A 15,769-nucleotide genomic window follows, 5' to 3' on the forward strand; every position below is an offset into this window, starting at 1 on the left:
GGCCGCACCATCGCCCGCCTGGCCCACAGCGGGGCGGCGGCTGGACGACAATGACGGGGTGAACGACCTCGACACCTTCTCCCTCCTGCTCACCGACGAGGGCCGCGCCCTGCTCGCGTCGCTGCGGGATTACGACCCCTCCCAGGAGCTGGCGGTCGCCACCCGGCTGCGCCGCGAGCACGACGCGGGCCTGGTGTCGGCGGCGCTCGGGCAGGCGCGGCTGCGGCAGCGGGCGGTGGCGAAGTTCGGCGCGGCGGACGCCCACCGGATGTTCTTCACGCCGAACGGCGTCGAGCAGTCGACCCGCACCTCGGTCGCCACCCACCGCGCGGAGGCCTTCGCCGCCCACGGCGTACGCAGCGTGGCGGACCTGTGCTGCGGCATCGGCGGCGACGCGCTGGCCCTCGCGCGGGCCGGGATCTCGGTGCTCGCGGTCGACCGCGACCCCCTGACGGCGGCGGTGGCCCGCGCCAACGCCGAGGCGCTGGGCCTCGCGGACCTGATCGAGGTGCGCTGCGCGGATGTGACGGACATCGACACGACGCCGTACGACGCGGTCTTCGTGGACCCGGCGAGGCGAGGCGGCCGCGGCCGCATCTTCGACCCGGAGGCGTACTCGCCCCCGCTCTCGTGGGCGATTTCGGCGGCCCTCGGGGCCCCCTTCGCCGCGCTGAAGATCGCGCCCGGCATCCCGCACGAGGCGATCCCGCCGCAGGCCGAGGCGGAGTGGATCTCGGACGGGGGCGACGTGAAGGAAGCGGTCCTGTGGTTCGGCACCGGGGTGACCCCGGGCGCCTTCCGCGCCACCGTGCTGCCGGCGGCCGCCGCGCTGTGGACTTCGGCCCCGCTCGCCGCGCCGCCGGTGGGCCCGGTCGGCCGCTACCTGTACGAGCCGGACGGCGCGGTCATCCGTGCGCACCTGGTCGCCGAGATCGTCGAGCGGTGCGGGGGCCGTCTGATCGACGAGACGATCGCGTACGTGACGAGCGACGAGCCGTACGTGTCCCCGTACACCTCGGCGTACGAGATCACCGACCAACTCCCGTTCAACATGAAGAAGTTGAAGGCGTTGTTGCGGGAGCGGGGGGTGGGGGTGCTGACGGTGAAGAAGCGGGGGTCGGCGGTGGAGCCGGAGGAGGTGCGGCGCAAGGTGAAGCCCTCGGGGCCGAATGCGGCGACGGTCTTCCTGACGAGGGTGGCGGGGGCGCCGACGATGCTGATCGGGAGGCCTGTGCCACGCCCCACCCCGCCCCTCCCCTAAACCCTCCGGGGGTTGTCATCCGGCTGCGGCCCGGTGGTCGTCCCTGGGGCTCCGCCCCAGACCCCGTTCGCGCTTAAAAGGCGCTCGTCCTCAAACGCCGGACGGGCTAAAGATGCTCGACCCTGCCAGCATCGACGCTGCTAGGGGCGCGGGGACTGTGACATGTGCGGCTCCGCCGCGTGGGCGCGACCAGCCACGCACGGCCCGAGTCCGAAAGCGGGTTCAGGGGCGCGGGGAACTGCGCAGCACGCCACAGCCCAGCCGCACCGCATCAACCCGCCCCGCCCAACGCCTAGTTGAGGTCGGTCAGTTCGTCCGCATAGACCTGGGACAGGGGCTGGGGCCCCACGTACTGCTGGCAGTTGCACTGGGCCGACTCGAAGCGGAGCGGCTTCTTGTTCTCGTCCCAGGCGACCGGAACCTCAACCCGCTCATGGCACTTGCCCGCCTTGTCGTGCTTGGCCAAGTGGTGCGTGCACCCGCACACCGGTTCCGGCGCCTTGTGCGCGGCCTCCACGGCGAGGCGTTCCTGCTTGGCCGCCTCAAGCCGCTCCATCTTGCGCTCGTGCCGGGTGCGCAGCGCGGTCCGGGCGTTGTCTATCGCCCAGCCGAACCCGCCCATCCAGAAAACGATCAGAATCCACCAGTACCAGGCCATTGCGACCGTCCTTCCCCCGGGATGTGTCACCGCATCGTGCTGCGGCACCCCAAGGATAGGCCCGGGGTCAGCGCGATGCCCCGGGGCCCAGGGAGCGGAGCACCCAGCGCCGGTGCGCGGCCGCCTTCACGACGCCGACCAGGCCGGTCAGCCAGCAGATGAGGCCGAGCCCCATGCCGTAGACGACGAGCGCGTACGTGTCGTGGCCCGGGTCGGCGGTCGCGGGCAGCACCAGGCACACGGCGAGGCCGCCCGCGCACAGCAGCACCGAGGGAACCAGCCAGGCCAGGCTCAGGCCGGGCCTGCGCAGGTTCCGGTCGAGCACGGGATCGCGGTCCAACTCGGCCCACTGGCGCAGGAGTTCACGGATCCGGCGGTCCTTGCGCAGCCCGAACCCGACGGCGAGCCCGGTCGGGATCATCACGCCGAGGCCGAGCAGCAGGAACACCCCGCCGACGATCGCGGTGAGGACGTCGGTGAGCGAGGTGAGCGCGGTGCCGACCAGCGACCAGCCGAGCGCGAAGAGCGCCGCCCACAGCCAGTGCAGCCCGAGCCGCCCCACCCCCAAGTACCCCTTGACCAGCGCCTCCAGGACCCGCGCCCGGTCGGCGAGCAGTGCGTTGCGGTCGGGCCAGGCGCGTATCTCGACCGGGGGCGGCGAGGGCGGAAGCGGCGAACGGGGCGACATGCGCCAGAGATTATCGGGGGCGGCGCCGAGGCCGGACCCCACCCCGCGTCATGTTCACAACAGTTGGCCGGTATGCGGCCCCCTCGGGCTTCAGCCTCGTTCGAGCGGGTTCGCCGCGACGCGGTCCGGCCAGTCGCCCGTCACCAGACCGGCCGCCGCGCAGTCCGGCTTGCGCGCCGCCTGGTCCCGGAACAGCCCGACGAGGGCCGCACCGAACCCCACCCGCGGATACTCCCGCAGCAGCTCGGCCCGGAACTCCGTGCCGAACGCGTCGAGGGTGCCGCCGGACACGTCGGCGGTCGTGCCGATCTGGAGAAGGTGGCTCTCCACGTCCTGCTCCGCGGGGACGTCGTCCCGCATGTGCAGCACGATGATCTCGGCCGCCCGGTCCCGCCGCGCCGCGTCCCAGCCGAGCCCGGCCGTGAACACCCGGGCGAGGTGGCCGCCGGCCTCCTCGAAGGCCAGCCGGTGGCTGTCGAAGGGGTCGGTCAGCGCGAGGTCGTGCAGCAGCGCGGAGACGTACAACAGCTCGGCATCGAAGGCCAGTTGACGCTCCTGCGCGTACGCGGCGCCGAAGACGTAGGCCCGTACGGAGTGGTGGTACAGCGCCTCGTCGGCGTACTCGGCACACACCGTCCGCGCGGCTTCGCAGGCCCGGCCTCCCGGCATGGGCACCCCGGCGATCCGTGTGCTGAACCCGGTCATGATCCCCTCCCCGCACGGGCCCCGCACCCGCGACGCCCTCAGGGTAAGCCGCAGGTGAAGCGGGTGCGGGCGGGGGTCTCAACCGTCGAGACGCTCCTCCAGACGTACGGTCACGGTGTCACCCTCCTGCTTGCCGATCGCCTTGCGCACCTCGGCCTTCACAGGGAGTTTGTGGGTGCCGTCGCCCAGGGCCATGAACGAGCTCCGGAACGGATGGCCGTCGACAGTGCCGCGGACCTTCACCAGGCCCCGGGTGCCGAAGAACTCAGCGGAACCGGGCCAGACGACGTACGTCCAGCCGCCTCGCTCCGGGCTCTTGACCAGCCTGGCGGTGAATTCCCGGTCCAGCCGCGCGGGCATCGCGTCACGCGTCCCGCAGCGCCTGGAGGTCGAGCTTCTTCATGCCCATGACCGCCGCCATGACCCGGTCGGACTTCTCCGCGCCCTGGCCGAGCAGCTCGGGCAGTTCGGCGGGGACGATCTGCCAGGACAGGCCGTACTTGTCCTTCAGCCAGCCGCACGGCCCCTCTTCGCCGCCGTCGGAGAGCTTCGTCCAGAACGTGTCGATCTCCTCCTGGCTTTCGCAGGCCACCGAGAGCGAGATCGCCTCGGTGAAGGAGAACTGCGGGCCGCCGTTGAGCGCGGTGAACCTCTGGCCCGCGAGCTGGAAGTCGACCGTCATGACCGAGCCCGGCTCGCCCGGCGTCGACGCGGAGTAGTGGGTGATCGCCACGATCTTCGAGTCGCCGCCGAAGACGGAGATGTAGTGGTGGGCGGCTTCCTCTGCCTGGCTGTCGAACCAGAGGAAGGTGGTGATCTTCTGAGTGAGCTTCGCGGACATCCTCGGCCTCCTTGGTGTTGCCCGGCCCCTACGGGCGGCATCAACAGGCAGACCGGCCCCGCGCGCGAATCTCATCGCCGTACGGCCCGGAAAATCGCCGCCCCCTCGCGGCCCGGCCGTACCAGCAGAGCACCGCGGCCGCCGGGCGGCAACATTTCCCGAGGGGCCGGGGCCGAGGCCCCGGCCGCGCCGGACAGGACTTGGCCCTAGGTCGTTTCTGATGGCTCTTGCTGGGTTGGGTGGATCAGCTCTGGTGCTGGGCATGCGCGTCGTATGGTGCGACGCCATGAACTGACTCATGCGCAGTGGTCGAAGATCGAGCCGTTGCTGCCGGTGAACGGCGGCCCGGGTGGGCAGTGGGCGGATCACCGAAGGGTGATCAACGGGGTGCTGTTCCGGGCCCGTACGGGGGTGCCGTGGCCGGACTTGCCTGAGCGGTACGGGCCTTGGCAGACCGTGTATGAGCGGCATCGCCGCTGGTCGGCGGACGGTACCTGGCAGCAGGTCCTGGCCGAGCTTCAGATCGAGGCTGATGCGGCCGACCCGGACGGGGTCCTGGCCCGGTCCGCGGGCCGGGAGGCGGAGTGGGCGGTGAACATTGACTCCGCGTCCTGCCGGGCACATCAGCACGCGGCCGGGGCCCGGCACCGGCCCCCGCGCGACTTCCCGCAAAAGGGGGCGGTACGCGTGTGGACACCGATGGGCGTGAGGCGTTGGGGCGCTCACGGGGCGGACTGACCTGCAAGGTCCATCTGCTGGCAGACGACCGTGCCCGACCGCTGGTCTGGCTGACCTCGCCCGGCCAGCGGGGCGACAACCCCATGCTCGTCCCGGTGCTGGAGAAACTACGGATCGGGCGGCGCGGGCCAGGCCGTCCGCGCAGCCGTCCGGACCGATTGCGTGGCGACAAGGCGTACTCCAGCCGCGACACCCGCGCCTACCTGCGGCGGCGGCACATCAAAGCCACCATCGCGCAGCCCGACGACCAGCGTGAACACCGTCGCCGGCGAGGCCGGGCCGGCGGCCGGCCCCCGGCCTTCGACAAGGCCCAGTACCGCCGCCGCAGTGCCGCCGAGCGGTGCGTCAGCAAATGGAAGCAGTTCCGCGCGGTCGCCAGCAGGTACGACAAGCGCGACTACATCTTCAACGGCACCCTGACCGTCACGGCGATCGCCATCTGGCTCCGCGACACCGTTCAAGAGCCGTCAGAAACGCCCTAGCCCTCGGCGATCTCCCGCACCTCCGAGGTGACGTCCCACTCCTTCTCGTGGACCTGGAGGAAGCGCTTGGCCCACTCGATCGCCTCGGCCTTGTCCTTGGCCTGGATGATCGCGTAACCGCCCACGACCTCCTTGGACTCGGTGAACGGGCCGTCGGTGACGGTCAGTTGGCCGCCGTTCCAGCGGACCCGGGTGCCTTCGGCGGTGGGGGTGAGCCCGGCGGTGTCGAGCAGGACCCCGGCCTTGGTCATCTCCTCGATCAGGTTGCCCATCCGCTCCATGAGCTCGGGGCTGGGGCCGCCCGCGGGGGCGTTGTTCTCGTCGATGCGGACCATCGTCAGATAGCGCGGCATGATCGTCTCCGTTGTCCGTGGATCCCGTTTCCGCGGGTTCCGTGCGGGGCGGGGATGGTTTCCCCGCCTCTCACTCATACGTCGAACGGGAGACGGCCCGATCGACACCGTCCCGGAAGTCCGCCGGATTTTTTTCCGGAGCCGGTCGGAAGCCGGTCAGAAGCCAGTCAGGCGCTGGTCAGAATGACGAGCTGCTGGGTCGCCCGGGTCATCGCCACATAGCGGTCGACCGCCCCCTCGATGCCCTCGCCGAACTCCGCCGGGTCGACGAGCACCACCAGGTCGAATTCGAGCCCCTTCGACAGCTCCGGCGTCAGTGACCGGACCCGGGACATGGCCCGGAAGCCGGGCGCCCCGATGACGCAGGCGATCCCGTCGGCATGCTCGGCGAGCCAGTTCTCCAGGACCGGGTCGAGGTCCGCGACGGATCCGTGGACCACCGGGACGCCGCTGCTGCGGATGGACGTCGGCACGTTGGCGTCCGGAAGCGCGGCCCGGATGACCGGCTCGGCCTCGGCCATGACCTCTTCCGGCGTGCGGTAGTTGATGCTGAGCGAGGCCACGTCGTTCCGGTCGAGCCCGATCCGCTCCAGGCGTTCCTGCCACGACTCGGTGAACCCGTGCCGGGCCTGCGCGCGGTCCCCGACGATGGTGAAGCTGCGGGACGGGCAGCGAAGGAGCAGCATCTGCCATTCCGCGTCGGTCAGTTCCTGGGCCTCGTCGACGACGATGTGCGCGAACGGTCCGGCCAGGACGTCCGGTTCGGCGGTGGGCAGGGCGCTCTCGTCGATCAGGGTGTCCTGGAGGTCCTTCCCGCGCAGCATGCGCAGCGCGCCTTCGCTCTCGTCGCCGGCCGAGTTGAAGTTGGAGGCCGAGATGATCTCGTCGATGACGCCGGCCATGCGCTCGCGTTCGGCGGCGACCACGGCGTCGTGCTGCCGCTTGCGCCGTTCCGCCTCCCGGTCGCCGAGCCGCAGCCGCGCCGCGTCCAGGAGCGGCAGGTCGGACACGGTCCAGGCCTTGGCGTCCGCGCGCCGCAGCCTGCGTACGTCGTCGGGGGCGAGCCAGGGCGCGCACATCCGCAGGTAGGCGGGCACCGACCACAGGTCGCCGACGACATCGGCCGCGTCAAGCAGCGGCCACGCGCCGTTGAGGGTCTCGGCCAGCTCCCGGTCCTGGAGCACCGCTTTGCGGAACTCCTCGGGCGTGACGTCGTCGCCGTCGTGCTTGTCGAACAGGATCGAGACCAGCGCCTCCCGGACCAGCTCGCGGCCCTCGTTGTGCGGGGTGCCAGGGCCCGGCGCGTCGAACGCCTCGGCCCAGTCGTCGGCGGTCAGCCGGACGTCGGACCAGGGGGTCGTGACGGTCATGCCCCGGGTGGGCGGGTCCTCGTAGAACCGGACGGCCGTCTCGATCGCCTGCACCATGTCGGCGGACGACTTCAGGCGGGCCACGTCCGGGTCGCTCTCGTCCTTCGCCGCTGCCCCCTCTGCGACGAGGTCCCGCAGGATGCAGGTCTGCACGCCCTCCTCGCCGAGGCTGGGCAGGACGTCGGCGACGTAGTCCAGGTACGGCCGGTGCGGGCCGACGAACAGGACGCCGCCGCGGCGGTGGCCCAGGCGCGGGTCGGAGTACAGCAGGTAGGCGGAGCGGTGCAGGGCGACGACGGTCTTGCCCGTACCGGGGCCGCCGTCGACGACGAGGGCGCCGCGCGAGCCCGCCCGGATGATGGCGTCCTGGTCGGACTGGATGGTGGAGAGCACGTCGCGCATCCGGGCCGAGCGGTTGGTGCCGAGGCTCGCGATGAACGCGGACTGGTCGTCGAGGGCCGCGTGCCCTTCGAGCCCGTCGGCGCTGAACACCTCGTCCCAGTAGTCGCTGATCCGGCCGCGGGTCCAGCGGTAGCGGCGGCGGCTCGCCAGGCCCATCGGCTCGGCGTGGGTGGCCGCGAAGAACGGCTCGGCCGCGGGGGAACGCCAGTCGAGCAGCAGCCGGCGGCCCTCGCTGTCGGTGAGGCCGAGCCGTCCGATGTAGAGGGGTTCGGAGTCGTCCGCGCCGACGATGCGGCCCAGGCACAGGTCGAGGCCGAAGCGGCGCAGCGCGCGAAGGCGGCCGGTCACGTGGTGGACCTCGACGTCCCGGTCCATCACGGCCCGGCCGACGCCGCCGGGCGCCTTGCGCAGGGTGTCGAGGCGGTCGGACAGCTCGGCGATCGTCTGCTCAAGGCTCTCCGCGATGGCGGCGAAGTGCCGCTCGTCGTCGCCGATCAGGGTCGGATCGGCCTTGGCGGCAAGGCGGTCGGGAAGGTCGAAGGCGCTCGTGGTCAGGTTGTCCATGCCATCAGCTCCGCACAGCACACGCACTGAGTGAATCTCCCGTTTCCGCAGGTAGGGGACCTAGGCGAGAGATTGTGCGGCACGATGGGGGCCTTGCCGCAAGCCCCCCGGTGCGCTATATCTTGAGAGTGGCAGGGAGAGTAATTACTCCTTGCCTTCTTCTTTTGTGCTGTTCGCTGATGGACGCGGCGTGCTGTTCGCTGATGGATGGTGTGGCGCGTGCCGATGGACGCGGCGTCGGCCACGAGCCCCGGTGGTCCTAGACGTAGTCCTCCAGGCGGGCCACCGTGAAGCCCTGTTCCTGGATGTGGCGGAGCATGTTCGCGGTCATCTCCGTCATGGACGTGCCCTTGAGCTCCTTGGGGCCGCGGAAGTGCGCCAGGATGATGTCGCCCGGGTGCAGCTTCTTGTCACCGCGCTGGTACTGCATGTTCGTGATCTGCATCGACTCGCGCCACAGCACGATCGCCTGGAGGTCGCAGGACTTGGCGGCGGTCCGGGTGTTCTCGTTCCAGTTGCCGTACGGGGGCCGGAAGAGCCGGGGCGCCTTGCCGTACTCCTTGCCCAGCTTCTTCTCCTGGGTGCATATCTCGTTCTTCTGCGCGGCCTCGCCCAGCGTGCGCAGGTTGGGGTGCGAGAGCGTGTGGTTCTCGATGGAGTTGCCGAGCTCCTGGAGCGGTTTGAAGTACCCGTAGTCGTTGCGGATGATGTCGTCGGTCAGGAACATCGTGAAGGGGACCTTCAGGTCCTTCATCATCTCGACGAACTTGGGGTCCTTCTCGGCCCCGTCGTCGAACGTCACGAAGACGATCTTGTCCTTGGTGGGGATGTCGCTCACCACCGGCACCTCGCCGGGCTTCGCCTTCACCGGCTTCTCGGCCGGGGGCGCGGGCGGCGCCGCGAACGGCTTGAGCCCCCACTTGCGGTACGCGGCCTCGGTTCCGGCCGTGTCCGCACTCGGGGACGCCGTACCGCCGTCCTTCGCGGGCGGCGCGGACGCGGAGGGCGTGCTGCCCGATCCACCGCCCGACGAGCAGCCCGCGACCATCAGAAGTCCGAAGACGGCCGCACCGACCGCCTTCTTGCGCACGAGCCAGCCCATGTTCAATTACCCGTCCGTTTCGGCCATCACCTGCTCATAGATTGATGCCGAAAACGGTTGCGAGGTTGCCTCGAACGATCAGGAAGCGGCACGTGCCGCCCGGGGCGGCCGGCTCAGCCGACCGACTCGAAGCGCCAGCGGTGCACCGGCCTGGCCACCAACTCCCCGTCGGGCTCCGGGAGTTCGGGCAGTTCGGCCTCGTAGGGAGCGTCCCACCAGGTGATCACGAGGACTCGGTCGCCGGGCGCGCGCAGCACCTCGCGGCGCAGCGGCGAACCGGCCACACCCCGCTCCCGCACCCAGGCGAGGAGCTCGGCGCCGCGGCCCTCGGCGGCCCGGGCCTCCCACATCAGCGCGACGGTCATGAGTACAGGTTCTTCTTGCTGACCTCGTGCACGTGGTCGTGGGAGTGCGCGTGCGCCTCGCCCGGTACGTGCGGCTCGGTCACCGGCAGCGAGGAGTCCGCCGAGAGGTCGAGGTCGGAGGCGGGCCGGTTGCGGGCCACCATCTCCGCGCCGAGGGCCGCGACCATCGCGCCGTTGTCCGTGCACAGGCCGGGCCGCGGCACGCGCAGCCGGATCCCGGCCCGCTCGCAGCGCTCCTGGGCGAGCGCGCGGAGCCGGGAGTTGGCGGCGACGCCGCCGCCGATCATCAGGTGGTCGACGCCCTCGTCCTTGCAGGCCCGTACGGCCTTGCGGGTCAGCACGTCCACCACGGCCTCCTGGAAGGACGCGGCGACGTCGCGCACCGGGACCTCCTCGCCGGCGTTGCGCTTGGCCTCGATCCAGCGGGCCACGGCGGTCTTCAGGCCGGAGAAGGAGAAGTCGTACGCCGGGTCGCGCGAGCCGGTCAGGCCGCGCGGGAACGCGATCGCCTTCGGGTCGCCCTCCTTGGCGAGCCGGTCGATGACCGGGCCGCCGGGGAAACCGAGGTCGAGGACCCGGGCGATCTTGTCGAAGGCCTCGCCCGCCGCGTCGTCGATGGTGGCGCCCATGGGGCGGACGTCGGCGGTGATGTCGGGGGCGAGCAACAGCGAGGAGTGGCCGCCGGAGACGAGCAGCGCCATCGTCGGCTCGGGCAGCGGCCCGTGCTCCAGCTGGTCGACGCAGATGTGCGAGGCGAGGTGGTTGACCCCGTACAGCGGCTTGTTCAGAGCGTACGCGTACGCCTTGGCGGCCGAGACGCCGACGAGCAGCGCGCCCGCGAGGCCGGGGCCCGCGGTGACCGCGATGCCGTCGAGGTCCTTCGCGGAGATCCCGGCGGTCTTCAGGGCGCGCTCGATGGTCGGCACCATCGCTTCGAGGTGGGCCCGCGACGCGAACTCGGGGACCACGCCGCCGAACCGGGCGTGCGTGTCCACGCTGGAGGCGATGGCGTCGGCGAGCAGCGTCGTACCGCGCACGATGCCGACGCCGGTCTCGTCGCAGGAGGTCTCGATGCCCAGTACGAGCGGTTCGTCAGCCATCAGTCAGTCTCTTCTGTTCCTTGGACGTGTTCCTGGACGTTCAGCCGCATCACGAGCGCGTCGACGTTGCCCGGCTGGTAGTAGCCGCGTCTGAAGCCGATGGGCTCGAAGCCGAAGCGCTCGTAGAGCTTCTGGGCCCGGGTGTTGTCCACGCGCACTTCGAGCAGGACCTCGTCGCACTCGAAGGCGGTGGCGTGCTTGAGCAGATCGGTCAGGAGGCGGGCGCCGAGCCCGGTGCCCCACTGGTCGCGGGCGGCGGCGATGGTCTGCACGTCGGCGAGGCCGCCGGCCGCGGCGAGCCCGGCGTACCCCACGAGCCGCCCCTGCGGGTCCTCGGCGACCACGTAGTGGCGGGTGGCGCCGGGCCCGCGCGCGTGCGCGAGCTCGGACCAGAACATCCCCGCCGACCAGGCGTCCTCGGGGAACAGTTCGTGTTCGAGGTCGAGTACGGGCGCGATGTCCCACCAGCGCATCTCGCGTAGCACGGCCTGGGTCACTTGGGGGTGACCACCTTGTAGTTCTTGGGCACCTGCGCGTCCGGGCGGCGCAGGTACAGCGGCGTCGGCGGCAGGAAGGCCGAGCCCTCGGCGAGCTTCTCGGCGGCGAGGGCGGCGAGCGCTGCCGCCGACTGGTACTCGGGGCCGCGCGCGTCGGGGAAGGAGTCCGGGTAGAGCAGGGCGCCCGCGCCGACGACGGGCAGGCCGCTCAGCTCGTCCGCGATGTCGGCGGGCCGGTCGACGCCGGGCTCACCCGCGCGCGTACGGAAGTCGTCGTACGTGGCCCAGTAGACCTCCTTGCGGCGGGCGTCCGTCGCCACCGCGAAGGGGCCCTCGATGCCCGAGGCGTAGGCGAGGCCGTCCAGGGTGCACAGGCCGTGGACGGGGACGCCGAGCACCGAGCCGAAGGTCGCGGCGGTGACCAGGCCGACGCGGAGGCCGGTGTAGGGGCCGGGGCCCACGCCGACGACCAGGTCCGTCACGGCGTCGAGTTTCAGGCCGGCCTCGGCGAGCACCCGGTCGACGGCGGGCAGCAGGAGCTCCCCGTGCCTGCGGGCGTCGACCTGACTGGACTCGGCGACGACGGCGGTCCCGTCGTGCAGGGCGACGGTGACGGCGGGGGTGGCGGTATCAACGGCGAGCAAGAGCACGCGAACAGCCTACGACCACGGCGGCGGGGGCACGGCGTCCTGCCCAAGCCGTCACCTACTGCTACCGTCAGCCGCAGGTATGACCGTAGGCATGCACGTACGTACGAAAGGGGAAGCCCAGGTGGCAAGGAGCAGCACGGGGTTCGTGGCCGGGCTGACCGCGGCCGCTCTCGCGGTGGTCGGCTTCCTCGCCTACCAGGCCTCGGCGAGCGCGCCCCCGCGGGCCGCGCTCGCGGCCCCCGGCACCAGCGCGTCCCCGTCCGGCACGCCGTCGAACGCGCCCCCCGCCGGCTCCCCCGCCAACAAGCCCGACCTCACGGTGCCGGCGAACTCCGGTACCGGTGTCCGTGTCGTGTACGCGCTCGGCGCGAAGCGGGTGTGGCTGGTAGGGGTGACGAAGACGCCCAGGACCTTCGCGGTCGTACCGTCCACCATCAACCCGAAGCCCGGCACCTACTCCGTGCTCTCGCGCACCGGCGGCAAGATCACCGGCTCGGACGGGGTGATGGTCGAGCACGTCGTGCGGTTCGCCATCACCGAGAACGTGACGATCGGCTTCAGCTCGGCGGTGGACGGCTCGATGACGAGCCCCAAGACGGACAAGAAGGCCGGCGGGATCCGCATGACGCGGGCGGACGGCAACGCGATGTGGACGTTCGCGACCCGCAACTCGAAGGTCGTCGTCGTCCCGTAAAGAGCCGGTGCCGCACCCGACGAACACCCGATAGGACTAAGCGGCGTCCTTGTGCGCGTCACCCTCGTCGGCCGCCGGGGCGCTCTCGCGCGGCGGGGTCGAGACGGCGGTGGCCGCGGCGCACGAAGCGAGCAGATCGTGTATCGACACCCCGAGCGGCACCGGGACGCCCCGCGGGGCCTGCGGCTTCGCTTCGCGTTCCGGCACGGTCATGGCGGCCTCCTGGGGCTGCGGAAGAAGGCGCGGTTAGGTAGACCTAACCAGGTCTCTGTCTCCATGTGACCATGCCCGGTGCGACCGGCGCAACACTTTGCCGACGTCTTGTCGGAATGTACGGCCCCCTCCAGCCGCACCCGGCCGCGGCCTCAGAGACCCTCCACCCCGGCGCCGGTCCAGCGGGGCCCGATTCCGGTGACCGTGACGATCCTGCGGTCGTCGTCCGTCTCGCCCACGACGCGGTCGATCAGGACCTGGAGCCGGTCGTCGGACAGCTCCTCGACCTTGCCCTCGCCCCACTCGACGACCACCACGGACTCGGGCAGCGACACGTCGAGGTCGAGGTCCTCCATCTCGTCGAGCCCGCCGCCGAGCCGGTACGCGTCCACGTGCACCAGGGCGGGCCCGCCGGTCAGCGACGGGTGGACGCGGGCGATGACGAAGGTGGGGGACGTCACGGCGCCGCGCACGCCGAGGCCCTCGCCGAGGCCGCGGGTGAGGGTCGTCTTGCCGGCGCCGAGCTCCCCGGTGAGCATCACGAGGTCGCCGGGGCGGAGCAGTTTGGCGATGCGGCGGCCCAACTCCTGCATTTCGGAAGGGGAGTTGAGGGTCAGGCGGGTGCCGGCGTCAGCCGCCGGGCTGCTGTGCGGTGCTTCCATACGTCCCAACGTTAGCGGCCTGCGGCACCGCGCCGACCCGGGCCAGGAGGTCCGCGAGGCGGTCGGTGACCGTCTCGGGGTGCTCCAGCATCACCAGGTGCCCGCCGTCCGGCACGATGACCAGCTCCGCGTCGGGCAGCAGATCGGCGATGGCCTCGCTGTGCGAGCTGGGCGTGACCAGGTCGCGGTCGCCGGCCAGGACCAGGACGGGGACCTCCGCGAAGATCGCCAGGGCCACCGTCTTGTCGTGCTCGGAGAAGGCCGGGTAGAACTCCGCGACGACGTCGATGGGGGTGCTCTCGATCATCCGCTCGGCGAACCGGGCCACCGCCGGGTCGACGTCCTTGGAGGAGAACGAGTAGCGCTTGATCATGCCCGCGAACAGGTCGGCCGTCGCCCGCCGCCCCCGCTCCACCAGCTCGGCCTGCGAGCCCAGCGCCTTGAGCACGCCCGGCAGCACCCGGCGCACCGCGTTGACCCCGGCCACCGGAAGGCCGTAGTTGACCTCGCCGAGCTTGCCCGAGGACGTACCGACGAAGCCGACGCCGACCACCCGGTCCCGGATCAGTTCGGGGTACTGGTCGGCCAGGGCCATGATCGTCATGCCGCCCATGGAATGGCCCACCAGGACGAGCGGGCCCTGCGGTGCGGCCGCGTCGATGACGGCCTTCAGGTCGCGGCCGAGCTGGTCGATGTCGACCGGGACGCCGTCGCGCTGGGCCTTGCCGCGGTCCGAGCGGCCGTGGCTGCGCTGGTCCCAGTGCACGGTGCGCAGCACTCCGCGCAGGGCGGCCCGCTGGAAGTGCCAGGAGTCCTGGCTGAGGCAGTAGCCGTGCGAGAACACCACGGTGACCGGGGCCGGCACCTTGCGCCCGAACAGCCGGCGCTTGCGCGAGCCGTTGGCGCCCGCCTCGGGCTCGACCTCGTCGGTCTCGTAGTAGAGGACCGTGCCGTCGTCGGCGACCGCCCTGCCGGGCATGCCCCGCAGCGATCCGTAGGGCCCGGACGCGTCGAGCGCGAGCCGCGCCTTTCTGCGCATGCCGCGGCCGACGGTGAGCCGCTCTATGGCGACCCCTGCCGCGGCGCCCGCCGCGACCACGCCCACCGCTGCGCCCGCGATCCCGGCAAGACGCCAGTTCCCCACCGCGGACTGGGCATCCTGGACCGCGGATACGACGGCGTCCCCCGTGCTGCTCTCGCTCACCGTGCCGCTCCGCTCTTACTCGTCGTCGGAACACTCATTCACGTAGACGCGGGGCACCCGTGAACCGATGCGCGTCACGATCTCGTAGCCGATGGTGTCGGCCGCCCGCGCCCAGTCCTCGGCCGTGGGCTCCCCGTGGTCGCCCGGCCCGAACAGCACGGCCCGGTCGCCCGGCTCGACCTTGTCCCCCTCAAGGTCGACCACGAACTGGTCCATGGCAATGCGGCCCGCCGCGGTACGCACTTTCCCGCCCACCAGAACCGGGCCGCGCCCGGATGCGTGCCGCGGGATGCCGTCGGCGTATCCGAGCGGGACGAGGCCGAGGGTGGTCTCGCTCCTGGTGACGTAGTGATGCCCGTAACTGACGCCGTGACCCGCCGGAACCTGCTTGGCGAGCGCCACCGAGGCCGACAGCGTCATGACCGGCCGCAGGCCGAGCTCGCGCGCGGTGCCGAGCTCCGGCGCGGGCGAGATGCCGTACATGGCGATGCCGGTGCGCACGAGGTCGAAGTGGGATTCGGGGAGGGTGAGCGTGGCCGGGGAGTTGGCGATGTGCCGCACCTCGGGGGTGATGCCCGCCTTCTCCGCGAACGCGGTCATCTCCTGGAACACCGAGAGCTGGGCCGCGATCGAGGGGTGGCCGGGCTCGTCGGCGCAGGCCAGGTGCGACCACAGGCCGGTGACCGTCACCCCGGGCGCGGCGAGCGCCGCGTGGACGAGTTCCGGCCAGTCGGCGGGCTGGCAGCCGTTGCGGCCGAGCCCGGTGTCGGCCTTGAGCTGGATCCTGGCGGTACGCCCGGCGGCGCGGGCCGCGTCGGTGGCCTCCCGCAGCGCCCACATCCCACTCACCGAGACGTCGATGTCCGCCTCGATGGCCTCGCGCCAGGGGCCGCCCGGCGTCCACAGCCAGCACATCATCCGGCCCTCGATGCCGGCCGCGCGCAGGGCGAGCGCCTCGTGCGGCGTCGCGGTGCCGATCCACGCGGCGCCCGCCTGCCGCGCCGCCCTGGCACACGGCACCGCGCCGTGCCCGTACGCGTCCGCCTTCACCACGGCCATGAGCTGCGCGCCCGGCGAACAGGCGCGCAGCGTACGGACGTTGGCGCGCAGCGCGCCGAGGTCGATCTCGGCACGGGCGCGCCCGGCGGGGTACTGAGTCATCGCGGTCATCGCGCCAAGTCTCTCAGAGCGCACGAGGACTCGGATTGTGCCGCAGGACA

Annotated in this window: 19 protein-coding genes; 3 read left to right on the top strand and 16 right to left on the bottom strand. The window is 71.6% G+C overall.

Annotated features, from left to right (window positions below; genetic code table 11):
* The first annotated feature begins 58 nt into the window (after window positions 1-58).
* Window positions 59-1,261, top strand: a complete 1,203-nt coding sequence (locus tag OHA17_RS16010) for a THUMP-like domain-containing protein (RefSeq protein WP_406507227.1) — start codon at window positions 59-61, stop codon at window positions 1,259-1,261.
* Window positions 1,262-1,553: 292 nt separating this feature from the next.
* On the opposite strand, the gene OHA17_RS16015 is transcribed toward OHA17_RS16010, so the two are convergent.
* The 5 genes from OHA17_RS16015 to OHA17_RS16035 form a co-directional block, all read right to left on the bottom strand.
* Window positions 1,554-1,919, bottom strand: a complete 366-nt coding sequence (locus tag OHA17_RS16015) for a hypothetical protein (RefSeq protein ID WP_398875670.1) — start codon at window positions 1,917-1,919, stop codon at window positions 1,554-1,556.
* Window positions 1,920-1,986: 67 nt separating this feature from the next.
* A complete protein-coding gene (locus OHA17_RS16020; protein WP_053727649.1) occupies window positions 1,987-2,607 on the bottom strand; it encodes a hypothetical protein in 621 nt (206 codons plus the stop codon).
* 90 nt (window positions 2,608-2,697) lie between these two features.
* Window positions 2,698-3,312 (bottom strand): HD domain-containing protein, encoded by a 615-nt coding sequence (locus tag OHA17_RS16025; protein WP_406507228.1) that lies wholly within the window; start codon window positions 3,310-3,312, stop codon window positions 2,698-2,700.
* Between the two features lie 78 nt (window positions 3,313-3,390).
* The gene (locus tag OHA17_RS16030; protein WP_406507229.1) at window positions 3,391-3,672 is read right to left on the bottom strand and encodes a DUF1905 domain-containing protein; all 282 of its coding nucleotides are present in this window, start codon (window positions 3,670-3,672) and stop codon (window positions 3,391-3,393) included.
* 4 nt (window positions 3,673-3,676) lie between these two features.
* Window positions 3,677-4,153 (bottom strand): VOC family protein, encoded by a 477-nt coding sequence (locus OHA17_RS16035; protein WP_406507230.1) that lies wholly within the window; start codon window positions 4,151-4,153, stop codon window positions 3,677-3,679.
* Between the two features lie 276 nt (window positions 4,154-4,429).
* Between OHA17_RS16035 and OHA17_RS16040 the strand changes: the two genes are divergently transcribed.
* Window positions 4,430-5,373, top strand: a protein-coding gene (locus OHA17_RS16040; RefSeq protein ID WP_406510733.1) for an IS5 family transposase whose coding sequence is annotated in 2 segments (ribosomal slippage) — window positions 4,430-4,810 and window positions 4,813-5,373 — 942 coding nt in all. Because the reading frame shifts where the segments join, the coding sequence is not laid out codon by codon here.
* Here OHA17_RS16040 and OHA17_RS16045 read toward each other — a convergent pair.
* The 7 genes from OHA17_RS16045 to tsaB form a co-directional block, all read right to left on the bottom strand.
* Window positions 5,370-5,726, bottom strand: coding sequence for a YciI family protein (locus OHA17_RS16045; protein ID WP_398875674.1), 357 nt, complete (start codon window positions 5,724-5,726; stop codon window positions 5,370-5,372). The genes OHA17_RS16040 and OHA17_RS16045 overlap by 4 nt on opposite strands.
* Before the next feature lie 167 nt (window positions 5,727-5,893).
* On the bottom strand, window positions 5,894-8,062 hold the full coding sequence (gene helR / locus OHA17_RS16050) for an RNA polymerase recycling motor ATPase HelR (RefSeq protein WP_406507231.1): 2,169 nt from the start codon (window positions 8,060-8,062) through the stop codon (window positions 5,894-5,896).
* 259 nt (window positions 8,063-8,321) lie between these two features.
* On the bottom strand, window positions 8,322-9,164 hold the full coding sequence (locus OHA17_RS16055) for a polysaccharide deacetylase family protein (RefSeq protein WP_406507232.1): 843 nt from the start codon (window positions 9,162-9,164) through the stop codon (window positions 8,322-8,324).
* 113 nt (window positions 9,165-9,277) lie between these two features.
* The gene (locus OHA17_RS16060; RefSeq protein ID WP_406507233.1) at window positions 9,278-9,529 is read right to left on the bottom strand and encodes a hypothetical protein; all 252 of its coding nucleotides are present in this window, start codon (window positions 9,527-9,529) and stop codon (window positions 9,278-9,280) included.
* Complete coding sequence (tsaD, locus tag OHA17_RS16065; RefSeq protein ID WP_053727643.1) at window positions 9,526-10,629, bottom strand: tRNA (adenosine(37)-N6)-threonylcarbamoyltransferase complex transferase subunit TsaD; 1,104 nt, start codon at window positions 10,627-10,629, stop codon at window positions 9,526-9,528. The genes OHA17_RS16060 and tsaD overlap by 4 nt, the downstream gene beginning before the upstream one ends.
* Window positions 10,629-11,102, bottom strand: coding sequence for a ribosomal protein S18-alanine N-acetyltransferase (gene rimI, locus OHA17_RS16070; protein ID WP_199827022.1), 474 nt, complete (start codon window positions 11,100-11,102; stop codon window positions 10,629-10,631). The genes tsaD and rimI overlap by 1 nt, the downstream gene beginning before the upstream one ends.
* Before the next feature lie 20 nt (window positions 11,103-11,122).
* Entirely contained in the window at window positions 11,123-11,776 is a 654-nt protein-coding gene (gene tsaB, locus OHA17_RS16075) for a tRNA (adenosine(37)-N6)-threonylcarbamoyltransferase complex dimerization subunit type 1 TsaB (protein ID WP_406507234.1), read from the bottom strand.
* Window positions 11,777-11,921: 145 nt separating this feature from the next.
* On the opposite strand from tsaB, the gene OHA17_RS16080 reads away from it, so the two are divergent.
* Entirely contained in the window at window positions 11,922-12,470 is a 549-nt protein-coding gene (locus tag OHA17_RS16080) for a hypothetical protein (RefSeq protein WP_406510734.1), read from the top strand.
* Window positions 12,471-12,506: 36 nt separating this feature from the next.
* Here the strand turns inward: OHA17_RS16080 and OHA17_RS16085 are convergent, their stop codons facing one another.
* From OHA17_RS16085 to alr, 4 genes are all read right to left on the bottom strand, one after another.
* Window positions 12,507-12,683 carry a hypothetical protein gene (locus OHA17_RS16085; RefSeq protein WP_398875680.1) on the bottom strand — a complete coding sequence of 59 codons (177 nt, stop codon included), beginning with the start codon at window positions 12,681-12,683 and terminating at the stop codon, window positions 12,507-12,509.
* Window positions 12,684-12,835: 152 nt separating this feature from the next.
* Complete coding sequence (gene tsaE, locus OHA17_RS16090; RefSeq protein ID WP_398875681.1) at window positions 12,836-13,345, bottom strand: tRNA (adenosine(37)-N6)-threonylcarbamoyltransferase complex ATPase subunit type 1 TsaE; 510 nt, start codon at window positions 13,343-13,345, stop codon at window positions 12,836-12,838.
* Window positions 13,314-14,549: an alpha/beta fold hydrolase gene (locus OHA17_RS16095; RefSeq protein ID WP_406507235.1), complete on the bottom strand. Its 1,236-nt coding sequence runs from the start codon at window positions 14,547-14,549 to the stop codon at window positions 13,314-13,316. The genes tsaE and OHA17_RS16095 overlap by 32 nt, the downstream gene beginning before the upstream one ends.
* A gap of 15 nt (window positions 14,550-14,564) precedes the next feature.
* Window positions 14,565-15,710, bottom strand: coding sequence for an alanine racemase (gene alr, locus OHA17_RS16100; protein WP_406510735.1), 1,146 nt, complete (start codon window positions 15,708-15,710; stop codon window positions 14,565-14,567).
* Between the last annotated feature and the right edge of the window lie 59 nt (window positions 15,711-15,769).

Origin of the sequence: Streptomyces sp. NBC_00212 (genome assembly GCF_045206365.1) — a bacterium.
Lineage (GTDB): Bacteria > Actinomycetota > Actinomycetes > Streptomycetales > Streptomycetaceae > Streptomyces.